The following is a 13,584-nucleotide window of genomic DNA, read 5'->3' on the forward strand; positions in this document are numbered from 1 at the left end:
TTTTTAAGCTTTATAAAAAAAATAGCAATCGAAAATTTGATTGCTATTTTAACTATTTTATTATTTTTTTACGCTTGCCCTGTAGGCCCAAAGTTCAAAGGGATATTAGGTTGTTCGCCTTCTTTAATTATGCCGTGCTGCGATTCAAACTTTTTAACGTTCTCTGCCAGTGCACTTAATAATCTTTTGGTGTGCTGTGGTGTAAGAATTATTCTACTCTTAACCTTTGCTTTTGGCACGCCTGGCATCATTGCAATAAAATCTAAGATAAATTCGCTATGCGAGTGATTTATAATTGCTAAATTAGAATAAATGCCTTCTGCTGTTTTTTCGTCTAATTCTATATTAATTTGAGGTTGTTGTTCTTTATTATTTTCCATAATGTATTATTTAAAAAAACCTAACAGTTTTTACTGTTAGGTTTTTGTTATGTTAAAATTTTGTTTAAAAATTTTGTTCTTTACCAATCATTATTTCATCAAATGCTTGTTGAGAACCTACAAGAATATCATCATAATCTCGCATACCTGTACCTGCAGGAATACGGTGTCCTACAATAACATTTTCTTTCAATCCTTCTAATGTATCTATTTTACCAGCAACAGCAGCTTCATTTAATACTTTAGTTGTTTCTTGGAAAGACGCTGCCGATATGAATGATTTAGTTTGTAATGAAGCTCTAGTAATACCTTGTAAAACAGGAGTTGCGGTAGCTGGAATAACATCGCGAGCTACAACTAAGTTTTTGTCTTCTCGTTTTAGTAACGAATTTTCATCGCGTAATTGACGCGGCGAAACTATTTGTCCTGCTTTTAAATTAACCGAATCACCAACTTCTTCTACTACTTTCATTCCGTATAATTTATCGTTTTCTTCGATAAAATCGGCGGTGTGAACTAATTGTTCTTCTAGGAATAGCGTATCGCCTGGATCTTGAATTTGTACTTTACGCATCATTTGACGAATAACTACTTCGAAGTGTTTATCGTTAATTTTTACTCCTTGTAAACGATATACTTCTTGAATTTCGTTAACCAAATATTGTTGAACTGCAGATGGTCCTTTGATACGTAAAATATCATCTGGCGTAATAGCTCCATCAGATAATGACATACCCGCTTTAATAAAATCGTTTTCTTGAACTAAAATTTGGTTTGAAAGTTTAACAAGGTATTTTTTAACTTCTCCAAATCGTGATTCGATAATAATTTCGCGGTTACCTCTTTTAATTTTTCCGAATGAAACCACACCATCAATCTCTGAAACTACAGCTGGGTTTGAAGGATTACGAGCTTCCAGCAACTCGGTAATTCTTGGTAAACCTCCGGTAATATCGCCAGCTTTAGACGAACGACGTGGAATTTTTACTAAAATTTTACCGGCTTTAATTTTCTCGCCATCATCAACCATTAAGTGTGCTCCTACTGGTAAGTTGTAGGAACGAATTAATTCGCCATCTTTACCATAAATATGCAACGTTGGGATTAGTTTTTTATTACGAGCTTCAGAAATTACTTTTTCTTGGAAACCTGTTTGCTCATCAATTTCAACTAAGAATGACTCGCCTTGTTTAATATCTTCGTATTCTACTTTACCCGTAAATTCAGAAATAATTACACCATTATAAGGATCCCATTTACAAATTGTTGTTGCTTTTTCAACAACATCGTTATTTTTAACAAAAATGCTTGAACCGTATGGAATATTATGTGTATTTAAAACAATTCCTGTTTTTGCGTCGATTAATTTTAGTTCTGTAGAACGAGAAATAACAATATCAACTGGTTTGCCTTCTGCATCTTCTCCTTTTACTGTTTTTAAGTCTTCTATTTCGATACGTCCAGCAAATTTAGTAACAATGCTTGATTCTTCAGACAATCCACCCGCAACTCCACCTACGTGGAACGTACGAAGTGTTAACTGTGTACCTGGTTCTCCAATAGATTGTGCTGCAATTACACCAACAGCTTCTCCTTTTTGAGCCATTTTACCAGTTGCAAGGTTTCTACCATAACATTTAGCACAAATTCCTTTTTTAGCTTCGCAAGTTAAAGGCGAACGCACTTCAATTTTTTCTAAAGGCGATTCTTCTATTTTCTTAACTAAATCGGTTGTTATTTCATCTCCTGCTGCAACTAATATTTCAGAATTTAATGGGTTTATAACATCGTTTAATGCTACACGTCCTAAAATTCTTTCGCCTAAAGATTCTACAATTTCTTCATTTTTCTTTAACGCTGTTACTTCAATACCTCTTAAAGTTCCACAATCTACCGAATTTACAATTACGTCTTGTGATACATCGTGTAAACGACGTGTTAAATAACCCGCATCGGCAGTTTTAAGAGCTGTATCGGCAAGACCTTTACGAGCACCGTGTGTAGAAATAAAATATTCTAAGATTGAAAGTCCTTCTTTAAAGTTTGAAAGAATTGGGTTTTCGATAATTTCGCCACCAGCAGCAGTAGATTTTTTAGGTTTTGCCATTAATCCACGCATACCTGTAAGCTGACGAATTTGTTCTTTTGAACCCCTTGCTCCAGAATCTAACATCATATATACCGAGTTAAAACCTTGTTGGTCTTCGCGGATATTTTTCATAGCTAATTCTGTTAATAAAGCATTTGTAGAAGTCCACACGTCGATTACTTGATTGTAACGTTCGTTATTTGTGATAAGTCCCATGTTATAGTTCATGGTAATACCTTCCACTTGTTCGTTAGCGTCTGCAATTAAATCGTGTTTTTTCTCTGGAATAATAATATCGCCCAAACTGAATGATAATCCGCCTTGGAATGCGTATTTGTATCCCATATTTTTAATACTATCTAGGAAGGCAGCGGTTGTAGGAACATTTGTTACGGCTAATATTTTACCAATAATATCGCGAAGCGATTTTTTAGTTAATACTTCATTTATATAACCTGCTTCTTCTGGAACTACTTCGTTAAATAATACTCTACCTGCGGTGGTTTGAATAATTTTATTAACTAATTTTCCATTTTCGTTAAAATCTTTAGTTCTAACTTTTATGCGAGCATTTAATTCTAATCGACCTTCGTTAATAGCTATTTCAACTTCTTCTGCAGAATAAAAAGTTAATCCTTCTCCTTTCACTTTTAAAGCAGGAGTTGATAATCTTTCTTTGGTCATATAATACAACCCTAAAACCATGTCTTGAGAAGGTACGGTAATAGGTGCACCATTTGCAGGGTTTAAGATATTATGAGAAGCAAGCATTAATAATTGTGCTTCTAAAATAGCTTCTGGTCCTAAAGGTAAGTGAACCGCCATTTGGTCACCATCAAAGTCGGCGTTAAATGCCGTACATGTTAATGGGTGTAACTGAATTGCTTTTCCTTCGATTAATTTAGGCTGAAACGCTTGAATACCTAAACGGTGAAGCGTAGGAGCACGGTTTAGTAGTACTGGGTGTCCTTTAATTACGTTTTCTAAGATATCCCAAACTACTGGTTCTTTTTTATCGATAATTTTTTTAGCCGATTTAACTGTTTTTACAATTCCTCTTTCAATTAACTTACGAATAACGAAAGGTTTGTATAGTTCGGCAGCCATATCTTTTGGTAAACCACACTCGTACATTTTCAATTCTGGTCCTACAACAATTACCGAACGAGCAGAATAATCAACACGTTTACCTAATAAGTTTTGGCGGAAACGACCTTGTTTTCCTTTTAATGAATCGGATAACGATTTTAAAGGACGGTTTGATTCCGTTTTAACAGCAGATGCTTTTCTTGTGTTATCGAATAATGAATCTACAGCTTCTTGAAGCATACGTTTTTCGTTACGTAAAATTACTTCGGGCGCTTTAATTTCCATTAAACGTTTTAAACGGTTGTTACGAATAATAACACGACGATATAAATCATTCAAATCGGAAGTTGCAAAACGACCACCATCTAGTGGTACTAATGGACGTAATTCTGGTGGAATAACCGGAATTACTTTTAAAATCATCCATTCTGGATTATTTTCTCTGTTTTGATTGGCTTCACGAAAAGCTTCCACAACTTGTAAACGTTTTAAAGCTTCTGTTTTACGTTGTTTCGATGTTTCGTTATTCGCTGCGTGACGTAATTCGTACGACAATTCGTCTAAATTAATACGCGATAATAAGTCCATAATACATTCGGCACCCATTTTAGCGATGAATTTATTAGGATCATTATCATCTAAATATTGATTTTCCATAGGAAGCGTATCTAAAATATTTAAATACTCTTCTTCTGTTAAGAAATCTAATTTGTTTAGAGCTTCTCCATCTGGTCCTTTAGCAATACCGGGTTGAATTACTACGTAACGTTCGTAGTAAATAATCATGTCTAATTTTTTAGATGGTAAGCCTAAAATATAACCAATTTTATTTGGCAATGAACGAAAGTACCAAATATGGGCAATTGGCACAACTAAATTAATATGTCCTACTCTATCGCGACGTACTTTTTTCTCGGTAACTTCAACACCACAACGGTCGCAAACAATACCTTTGTAACGTATTCTTTTATATTTACCACAAGCACATTCGTAGTCTTTTACTGGTCCGAAGATACGTTCGCAGAAAAGACCATCTCTTTCTGGTTTGTGTGTACGATAATTAATAGTTTCTGGTTTTAAAACCTCGCCACGCGACTCTGCTAAAATAGCTTCTGGCGATGCTAAACCTATCGTGATTTTATTAAATCTTTTAACGGTATTTTTATCTTTTCCTCTTGTCATTTTCTTTTAGTTTAAAGTTTCAAGTTTCAAGTTTAAAAAGACAAGATTATGAATATAACCTTGCCTTTTACTAAAAACTATTCTTCTAATCTGATGTCTAAACCAAGACCTTTAAGTTCGTGCATTAATACATTGAATGACTCTGGTAATCCTGGTTCTGGCATAGTTTCGCCTTTTACGATAGCTTCGTAAGTTTTGGCTCTACCCATAACATCATCAGATTTAACCGTCAAAATTTCGCGTAGTGTACTTGATGCTCCGTATGCTTCAAGTGCCCAAACCTCCATTTCTCCAAAACGCTGACCACCAAACTGTGCTTTACCACCTAATGGCTGTTGCGTAATTAAAGAGTATGGCCCAATAGAACGTGCGTGCATTTTATCGTCAACCATGTGGCCTAATTTAAGCATATAAATTACACCAACAGTTGCTGCTTGGTGGAAACGTTCTCCTGTACCTCCATCGTATAAATAAGTATGTCCAAAACGAGGGATTCCTGCTTCATCTGTTAAAGCATTTATTTCGTCTAATGAAGCTCCGTCGAAGATTGGTGTTGCGAATTTTTTACCTAAGTTTAATCCTGCCCAACCTAAAACTGTTTCATAAATTTGACCAATGTTCATACGCGATGGTACCCCAAGTGGATTTAATACAATATCTACAGGTGTTCCGTCTTCTAAGAACGGCATATCTTCTTGGCGTACAATTTTAGCAACAATACCTTTGTTACCGTGACGACCTGCCATTTTATCACCAACTTTAAGTTTACGTTTTTTAGCAATGTAAACTTTAGCTAATTTTAAAATACCAGATGGTAATTCGTCTCCTACCGTAATGGTAAATTTCTCTCTACGCAACCAACCTTGTAAATCGTTTAATTTAATTTTATAATTGTGAATTAAATCGTTTACTAATTTATTGGTATGATTATCTGTAGCCCATTGACCACCTGTAAGGTGTGCAAAATCGTCAACAGCTTGTAACATTTTTTTAGTGAATTTTTTACCTTTTGGTAATACTTCTTCGCCTAAATCGTTCATTACACCTTGCGATGTTTTACCATCAACAATAGCAAATAATTTTTCAATTAACTTGTCTTTTAATTCGTTGTACTTAACATCGAATTCTGTTTCAAGCTTATCTACATCTTCTTTATCTTTTGAACGTTTACGTTTATCTTTTACGGCTTTAGCAAATAATTTTTTATCTAAAACCACGCCTCGTAATGATGGAGAAGCTTTTAGTGAAGCATCTTTAACATCGCCAGCTTTATCGCCAAAAATGGCACGTAAAAGTTTTTCTTCTGGTGTTGGATCAGATTCTCCTTTTGGTGTTATTTTACCAATTAAGATGTCGCCAGGTTTAACTTCGGCACCAATACGAATCATACCGTTTTCATCTAAATCTTTGGTAGCTTCTTCTGAAACGTTTGGAATATCGTTTGTTAATTCTTCGTTACCTAATTTAGTGTCTCTAACCTCTAATGTATAATCATCGATGTGAATTGAGGTAAAAATATCATCGCGAACAACTTTTTCAGAAATTACAATTGCATCTTCGAAGTTATACCCTTTCCAAGGCATGAAAGCTACTTTAAGGTTTCTACCTAAAGCTAACTCGCCTTTTTGAGTTGCATATCCTTCGCAAAGCACTTGCCCTTTTTCTACTTTATCGCCTTTTCTAACAATAGGTTTTAAGTTGATTGAAGTACTTTGATTCGTTTTTCTGAATTTAATTAGTTGGTATGTTTTTTCATCTTCGTCAAAACTTACCATTCTATCTTCTTCGCTTCTGTTGTATTTAATTGTAATTTTATTAGCATCTACATACGTTACTGTTCCTTCTCCTTCTGCATTAATTAATACTCGAGAATCGGAAGCCACCTGACGTTCAAGACCTGTACCAACAATTGGTGATTCTGGACGCAATAATGGAACTGCCTGACGCATCATGTTTGATCCCATTAAGGCACGGTTCGCATCATCGTGTTCTAAGAACGGAATTAACGATGCCGAAATAGATGCAATTTGATTAGGAGCTACATCGGTATAATCTACAGCAGTAGGTTCTACAACAGGAAAATCGCCTTCTTCACGAGCAATTACTCTATCTACTGTAATTTTACCTTTACTGTCTAACTCTATGTTTGCTTGTGCTATTAATTTACCTTCTTCTTCTTCGGCGCTTAAATAGATAGGATCATTTTTTAAATCGACAACTCCGTTTTCTACTTTACGGTAAGGCGTTTCTATGAAGCCCATACTATTAACTTTCGCATATACTCCTAAAGATGAGATTAGACCAATGTTTGGCCCTTCTGGTGTTTCTATAGGACATAAACGACCATAATGTGTATAGTGAACGTCACGAACCTCGAAACCTGCTCTTTCACGAGATAAACCTCCTGGTCCTAGAGCTGATAAACGACGTTTGTGTGTAATTTCAGCTAATGGATTGGTTTGATCCATGAACTGCGACAACTGATTGGTTCCGAAGAATGAATTGATTACTGATGATAATGTTTTAGCATTAATCAAATCGATAGGTGTAAATACTTCGTTATCGCGAACATTCATTCTTTCGCGAATGGTACGAGCCATACGCGCTAAACCAACACCAAATTGTGCTGATAATTGTTCGCCAACAGTTCTTACACGACGGTTTGATAAGTGGTCAATATCATCGATTTCTGCTTTAGAATTTATTAATTCTATTAAATATTTTACAATAGTTATGATATCTTCTTTGGTCAAAACTTGTTTGTCCATAGCAATATCTAAACCTAATTTTTTGTTCATTCTGTAACGACCTACATCGCCTAAATTATAGCGTTGGTCTGAGAAAAATAATTTATCAATAATACCACGTGCCGTTTCTTCATCTGGCGGTTCTGCGTTACGCAATTGACGATAAATGTGTTCTACAGCTTCTTTTTCAGAGTTTGTAGGGTCTTTTTGTAGCGTATTGTGAATAATAGTGTAATCGGCCGCATTATTATCTTCCTTGTGTAGAAGAATAGCTTTTACATCGGCTTCTAGTATTTCTTCAATATTATCTTTATCTAAAATGGTATCGCGATCTAGAATAATTTCGTTACGTTCTATAGATACTACTTCTCCAGTATCTTCATCTACGAAATCTTCGTGCCAAGTATTTAAAACACGAGCTGCTAATTTTCGACCAATATATTTTTTTATTCCAGTTTTAGAAACTTTAATTTCTTCTGCAAGGTCAAAAATTTCTAAAATATCTTTATCGCGTTCAAAACCGATAGCGCGAAATAAAGTAGTTACTGGTAATTTCTTTTTTCTATCGATATAAGCATACATTACACTGTTAATATCGGTAGCAAATTCTATCCAAGAACCTTTAAAAGGAATAATTCTGGCAGAATATAATTTTGTTCCGTTTGCATGAAAAGACTGACCAAAGAAAACCCCAGGAGATCGATGCAATTGTGATACAACAACACGTTCGGCACCGTTAATAACAAAAGTTCCACTAGGTGTCATGTAAGGAATAGTTCCTAAATACACATCTTGTACTATTGTTTCGAAATCTTCGTGTTCAGGGTCTGTACAGTATAATTTTAGTCGTGCTTTTAAGGGCACGCTATACGTAAGTCCTCTATCGATACACTCTTCGATAGTGTAACGAGGTGGATCAATAAAATAATCAAGAAATTCTAATACAAATTGGTTTCTTGTATCGGTAATTGGGAAATTCTCCATGAAGGTGTTATAGAGACCTTCGTTGCTTCTTTCGTCTGATTTAGTTTCTAATTGAAAAAAATCTTGGAACGATTTTACCTGAATATCCAAAAAGTCGGGATAATTCGGAATATTTTTTGTGGAAGCAAAGTTTAATCTTTCAGTCTGATTCGAAATCATCAATGGATAAATTTTAATTAAAAAAGTAATTTTTTGTGTTAAAAACACTATTTATTTTATACTTCCTTTTTTAAATAATCAATACATCTTTAAAAACAAACCAGGAAAGTTGTTTATTTTTTTCTTCGTAATTGATTATTTTTTTTACGTAAAAAAATACGAAATGTATTTATACGCAAAATGGTTTAGGTCTTAGAGAGCATTTCTCAAGACCTAAACCTTGCTTATTATTAAGTTATATTATTTTAACTCAACTACAGCACCTGCTTCTTCTAAAGCATTTTTAAGACCTTCGGCCTCATCTTTAGAAACGCCTTCTTTTACATTTGTAGGAGCTGAATCAACGATATCTTTTGCTTCTTTAAGACCAAGACCTGTTAATTCTTTAACTGCTTTTACTACAGCTAATTTAGAAGCACCTGCATCTTTTAATACAACAGTAAATTCAGTTTGTTCTTCGCCACCACCAGCAGCGTCTCCACCACCAGCTACTACTACAGCTGCAGCTGCAGGCTCAATACCATATTCATCTTTCAATATTGTTGCTAACTCGTTAACTTCTTTAACTGATAAGTTAACTAATTGTTCTGCGAATTGTTTTAAATCTGCCATTTTTTCTACCTTTAAGATTTTTTAATATATTAATTTATTTGTGCGCTATGCAATACAACTTATTATTCTGCTGCCTCTTCTGGTCTGTTTTGAAGAGCACCAATAACACGTTGAACAGGAGATTGAAGTAATCCAATGATTTCAGCCACAACTTCTGCTCTAGATTTAATAGCTGCTAATGAATTTAATTTATCATCTCCAATATAGATATCTTCTGTAATATAAGCACCTTTTAAAAGAGGCTTATCACTTTTTTTACGGAAATCTTTTATAATTTTTGCTGGAGCATTTGCTACATCGGCAATCATTATTGCAGTATTCCCTTTTAAAATTGAGGGTAATTCTCCGTAATTTGTTTCAGAAGATTGCATTGCTTTTTCTAGCAATGTGTTTTTAACAACCTCTAATTTAATGCCTGCTTTAAAACAAGCTCTTCTTAAGTTTGAAGTTGTATCTGCATCTAGTCCTGAAATGTCTGCTAAGTATAAAACATCCACTCCCGCTAACTGTGCAGTTAAATTTTGAATCGCTGTTGCTTTTTCTTCTCTAGTCATGATACTAAATATTTTTTAACTACCAATTATACTGCTTTAGGATCTAAAGCTATAGCAGGACTCATAGTACTTGATAAGTGTATTGACTTAATATAAGTACCTTTAGCTGCAGTTGGTTTTAATTTGATTAATGTTTGAATAATTTCGTGTGCGTTATCGTAGATTTTATCAGCATCGAAAGATACTTTACCTATACCTGCATGCACAATACCCGTTTTATCAACTTTAAAGTCAATTTTACCAGATTTTACTTCAGTAACGGCTTTAGCAACATCCATAGTTACCGTACCTGTTTTAGGGTTTGGCATTAAGCCACGAGGTCCTAAAATACGTCCTAACGGTCCTAATTTACCCATAACAGCTGGCATAGTAATAATAACATCTACATCTGTCCAACCGTCTTTAATTTTTTGTAAATATTCGTCTAGACCAACGAAATCTGCACCTGCTGCTTTTGCTTCTTCTTCTTTATCTGGTGTAACTAATGCTAATACTTTAACATCTTTACCAGTTCCGTGAGGTAATGTTACCACACCTCTAACCATTTGATTTGCTTTTCGAGGATCTACCCCTAAACGAACCGCAATATCTACAGACTCATCAAATTTTGCCGTTGCAACTTGTTTAATTAACGCCGAAGCATCTTTTAAATTATACAACTTGTTTTTTTCAATTTTTGATGCAGCCTCTTTTTGTTTTTTAGTCAATTTTGCCATGTCTAATTCATTTAACGATTAAAAAGGAGCATCTCCTGTTACTGTTATACCCATAGATCTTGCAGTACCAGCTACCATACTCATTGCTTTTTCAATTTCGAAAGCATTTAAATCGGGCATTTTGTCTTCTGCAATACTCTTAATTTGATCCCAAGTAACACTTGCAACCTTTTTACGGTTAGGTTCACCTGAACCAGACTTTACTTTAGCTGCCTCTAAAATTTGAACAGCAGCTGGTGGCGTTTTAACAACAAAGTCAAATGATTTGTCTTTGTACACAGTAATTTGTACTGGTAAAACTTTGCCAGGTTTATCTTGAGTTCTAGCATTAAATTGCTTACAAAACTCCATGATGTTAACCCCAGCAGCCCCCAAAGCAGGTCCAACCGGTGGCGAAGGATTCGCTGCACCTCCCTTAACTTGTAGTTTAACTACTTTACTAACTTCTTTTGCCATTTTAAAAAAAATTTAGCACATCTAACAATTGGAAGCGATGTGATATATAAATACTAATTATTATACTTTCTCTACTTGCATAAAACTTAATTCTAATGGCGATTTTCTTCCGAAAATTTTAACCATAACTTCAAGTTTACGCTTTTCTTCATTTACTTTTTCAACGGTACCGTTAAAACCATTAAATGGTCCGTCTATAACTTTTACAGTATCGCCCACTAAGTATGGTATCGCTAAATTATCTGCTTTAACAGCTAATTCATCTACTTTACCTAGCATTCTATTTACTTCTGATTGACGCAATGGAACTGGATCTCCTCCTTTTGTTTCACCCAAAAAACCAATTACTCCTGGTATTGATTTTATCATGTGTGGAACTTCTCCTGTTAAATTAGCCTCAACCATTACATAACCCGGAAAATAAACTCTTTCTTTTGTTGTTTTTTTACCATCTTTTACCTGAACAACTTTCTCCGTTGGCACTAAAACTTGGGCAATATAATCTTCCATACCTAAACGGGCACTCTCCGTTTCGATATAGTGTTTAACTTTGTTTTCTTGACCGCTTACAGCTCTTACAACATACCACTTTTTAACATTATTATCTGCCATTACGAGAGCTATTTTATGATGTTAAAAAATCCTTCTAAAGCTTTTACAAACAATTGATCTACACCAAAAGTTAACAATGCAAAAATAACAGAAAAAACTGCTACAATAATTGTTAAGCGCTGTACCTCTGACCACTGTGGCCAAGTTACATTAGCTTTTAATTCGTGAAATGCTTCTGAAATATAATTTGTAAATTTTGCCATTTTACTTTTTTTTGCACGGGCAGAGAGATTCGAACTCCCACCAGCGGTTTTGGAGACCGCGATTCTACCCTTAAACTATGCCCGTTTGTTAAAAAATCAGTGTTGCGTGCACAACACTGATTTTATTATATTTAAACTTTTAATTAGTCTAAAATTTCAGTTACCTGACCAGCACCTACTGTTCTACCACCTTCACGGATAGCGAAACGTAAACCTACTGATAAAGCGATTGGACTTAACAATTCTACTTCGATCGTTAAGTTATCACCTGGCATTACCATTTCTGTTCCTGCAGGTAATTTAATAGTACCTGTTACGTCAGTTGTACGTACATAGAACTGAGGACGGTAGTTGTTATGGAATGGAGTATGACGTCCACCTTCTTCTTTTTTCAAGATATACACCTCAGCTTTAAAGTGAGCATGTGGCTTAACAGAACCTGGTTTACAGATTACCATACCTCTTTTGATATCAGTTTTCTCGATACCTCTTAATAATAAACCTACGTTATCACCAGCTTCACCTCTATCAAGGATTTTACGGAACATCTCAACCCCTGTAATTGTAGAAGTTAATTTTTCTGCACCCATACCAATGATTTCAACTGGATCTCCTGTGTTAGCAATACCTGTTTCGATACGACCTGTAGCAACAGTTCCACGACCTGTAATAGTAAACACGTCTTCAACTGGCATTAAGAATGGTTTTGCATTATCACGAACTGGCTCTTCAATCCAAGCATCAACAGCATTCATTAATTCCATTACAGTATCAACCCATTTTTGCTCACCATTTAATGCACCCAAAGCAGAACCTTGAACAACAGGACCATTATCACCATCATATTGATAGAATGATAATAAATCACGGATTTCCATTTCTACTAATTCTAATAATTCTGCATCGTCAACCATATCCACTTTATTCATGAATACTACGATACGAGGCACACCAACTTGGCGACCTAAAAGGATATGCTCACGAGTTTGTGGCATTGGACCATCCGTAGCAGCAACTACTAAGATAGCACCGTCCATTTGAGCAGCACCAGTAACCATGTTCTTAACGTAATCCGCGTGACCTGGACAGTCAACGTGTGCGTAGTGACGGTTAGCTGTTTGATATTCTACGTGAGACGTATTAATTGTAATACCTCTTTCTTTTTCTTCTGGAGCGTTATCAATCTGATCGAATGATTTAGCTTCTGATAAACCAGCATCTGCTAATACTTTAGTAATTGCAGCAGTTAAAGTTGTTTTACCGTGGTCAACGTGTCCGATAGTACCAATATTTAAATGGGGCTTCGAACGATCAAAGGTTTCTTTTGCCATGACTTAATAATTTAATCTTAGTTATTATATATTAGTGTTCAAATTTAATACACATCAAGAGCCAATGACGGGATTTGAACCCGTGACCTCTTCCTTACCAAGGAAGCACTCTACCCCTGAGCTACACCGGCTTTTACCCTGCCATTAACAGGTGTTTTGTGGGGAGAGCAGGATTCGAACCTGCGAAGACATAGTCAGCAGATTTACAGTCTGCCCTCGTTGGCCGCTTGAGTATCTCCCCAAACCATTATCATTATTCTACGAACTTTCTCTAAATTTAGAGCCACTTACTTTCGTAAGAATTAAGAGCCGATGGAGGGACTCGAACCCACGACCTGCTGATTACAAATCAGCTGCTCTAGCCAGCTGAGCTACATCGGCTTATATCAATAAAAAAAGTCCGCTATTTCTAACGGACTGCAAATGTATATAATTTATTTTACAAACAAAACTTTTTTTTAGTTTTTTTA

General features: G+C 35.2%; 10 protein-coding genes and 4 tRNA genes. All 14 read right to left on the minus strand.

What is annotated here, in order from left to right:
* Nucleotides 1-68: 68 nt before the first annotated feature.
* The 14 genes from R2808_RS00315 to R2808_RS00380 all read right to left on the minus strand — a co-directional run bounded on the left by R2808_RS00315 (nt 69) and on the right by R2808_RS00380 (nt 13,495).
* Nucleotides 69-380 carry a DUF3467 domain-containing protein gene (locus tag R2808_RS00315; protein ID WP_371268930.1) on the minus strand — a complete coding sequence of 104 codons (312 nt, stop codon included), beginning with the start codon at nt 378-380 and terminating at the stop codon, nt 69-71.
* Nucleotides 381-444: 64 nt separating this feature from the next.
* Nucleotides 445-4,740: a DNA-directed RNA polymerase subunit beta' gene (gene rpoC / locus R2808_RS00320; protein WP_371268931.1), complete on the minus strand. Its 4,296-nt coding sequence runs from the start codon at nt 4,738-4,740 to the stop codon at nt 445-447.
* A gap of 77 nt (nt 4,741-4,817) precedes the next feature.
* Nucleotides 4,818-8,630 carry a DNA-directed RNA polymerase subunit beta gene (gene rpoB / locus R2808_RS00325; protein WP_371268932.1) on the minus strand — a complete coding sequence of 1,271 codons (3,813 nt, stop codon included), beginning with the start codon at nt 8,628-8,630 and terminating at the stop codon, nt 4,818-4,820.
* A 240-nt stretch (nt 8,631-8,870) separates the two neighbouring features.
* Entirely contained in the window at nt 8,871-9,242 is a 372-nt protein-coding gene (gene rplL / locus R2808_RS00330) for a 50S ribosomal protein L7/L12 (RefSeq protein WP_371268933.1), read from the minus strand.
* A gap of 62 nt (nt 9,243-9,304) precedes the next feature.
* Nucleotides 9,305-9,796 carry a 50S ribosomal protein L10 gene (gene rplJ, locus R2808_RS00335; RefSeq protein WP_371268934.1) on the minus strand — a complete coding sequence of 164 codons (492 nt, stop codon included), beginning with the start codon at nt 9,794-9,796 and terminating at the stop codon, nt 9,305-9,307.
* Nucleotides 9,797-9,822: 26 nt separating this feature from the next.
* Nucleotides 9,823-10,512, minus strand: a complete 690-nt coding sequence (gene rplA / locus R2808_RS00340; RefSeq protein ID WP_371268935.1) for a 50S ribosomal protein L1 — start codon at nt 10,510-10,512, stop codon at nt 9,823-9,825.
* 18 nt (nt 10,513-10,530) lie between these two features.
* Nucleotides 10,531-10,968, minus strand: a complete 438-nt coding sequence (gene rplK, locus R2808_RS00345; protein ID WP_371268936.1) for a 50S ribosomal protein L11 — start codon at nt 10,966-10,968, stop codon at nt 10,531-10,533.
* A gap of 60 nt (nt 10,969-11,028) precedes the next feature.
* Nucleotides 11,029-11,580: a transcription termination/antitermination protein NusG gene (gene nusG, locus R2808_RS00350; protein ID WP_371268937.1), complete on the minus strand. Its 552-nt coding sequence runs from the start codon at nt 11,578-11,580 to the stop codon at nt 11,029-11,031.
* A gap of 8 nt (nt 11,581-11,588) precedes the next feature.
* Nucleotides 11,589-11,783 (minus strand): preprotein translocase subunit SecE, encoded by a 195-nt coding sequence (gene secE / locus R2808_RS00355; RefSeq protein ID WP_371268938.1) that lies wholly within the window; start codon nt 11,781-11,783, stop codon nt 11,589-11,591.
* 14 nt (nt 11,784-11,797) lie between these two features.
* Nucleotides 11,798-11,868: transfer RNA gene (locus R2808_RS00360), tRNA-Trp, on the minus strand.
* A 58-nt stretch (nt 11,869-11,926) separates the two neighbouring features.
* A complete protein-coding gene (gene tuf / locus R2808_RS00365) occupies nt 11,927-13,114 on the minus strand; it encodes an elongation factor Tu (protein WP_371268939.1) in 1,188 nt (395 codons plus the stop codon).
* A 59-nt stretch (nt 13,115-13,173) separates the two neighbouring features.
* Nucleotides 13,174-13,245: transfer RNA gene (locus tag R2808_RS00370), tRNA-Thr, on the minus strand.
* 28 nt (nt 13,246-13,273) lie between these two features.
* A tRNA-Tyr gene (locus tag R2808_RS00375) sits at nt 13,274-13,355 on the minus strand.
* A gap of 66 nt (nt 13,356-13,421) precedes the next feature.
* Nucleotides 13,422-13,495 (minus strand) — tRNA-Thr (locus R2808_RS00380).
* Nucleotides 13,496-13,584: the final 89 nt, after the last annotated feature.

Source organism: Flavobacterium sp. (assembly GCF_041392005.1).
In the GTDB taxonomy this organism is placed as follows: Bacteria; Bacteroidota; Bacteroidia; order Flavobacteriales; family Flavobacteriaceae; genus Flavobacterium.

Coding starts and splice junctions, on each gene's coding strand:
- rplA (WP_371268935.1), bottom strand. CDS start 10,512: ATGGCAAAATTGACTAAAAAACAAAAAGAGGCTGCATCAAAAATTGAA.
- tuf (WP_371268939.1), bottom strand. CDS start 13,114: ATGGCAAAAGAAACCTTTGATCGTTCGAAGCCCCATTTAAATATTGGT.
- nusG (WP_371268937.1), bottom strand. CDS start 11,580: ATGGCAGATAATAATGTTAAAAAGTGGTATGTTGTAAGAGCTGTAAGC.
- R2808_RS00315 (WP_371268930.1), bottom strand. CDS start 380: ATGGAAAATAATAAAGAACAACAACCTCAAATTAATATAGAATTAGAC.
- rplK (WP_371268936.1), bottom strand. CDS start 10,968: ATGGCAAAAGAAGTTAGTAAAGTAGTTAAACTACAAGTTAAGGGAGGT.
- rplL (WP_371268933.1), bottom strand. CDS start 9,242: ATGGCAGATTTAAAACAATTCGCAGAACAATTAGTTAACTTATCAGTT.
- secE (WP_371268938.1), bottom strand. CDS start 11,783: ATGGCAAAATTTACAAATTATATTTCAGAAGCATTTCACGAATTAAAA.
- rpoB (WP_371268932.1), bottom strand. CDS start 8,630: ATGATTTCGAATCAGACTGAAAGATTAAACTTTGCTTCCACAAAAAAT.
- rplJ (WP_371268934.1), bottom strand. CDS start 9,796: ATGACTAGAGAAGAAAAAGCAACAGCGATTCAAAATTTAACTGCACAG.
- rpoC (WP_371268931.1), bottom strand. CDS start 4,740: ATGACAAGAGGAAAAGATAAAAATACCGTTAAAAGATTTAATAAAATC.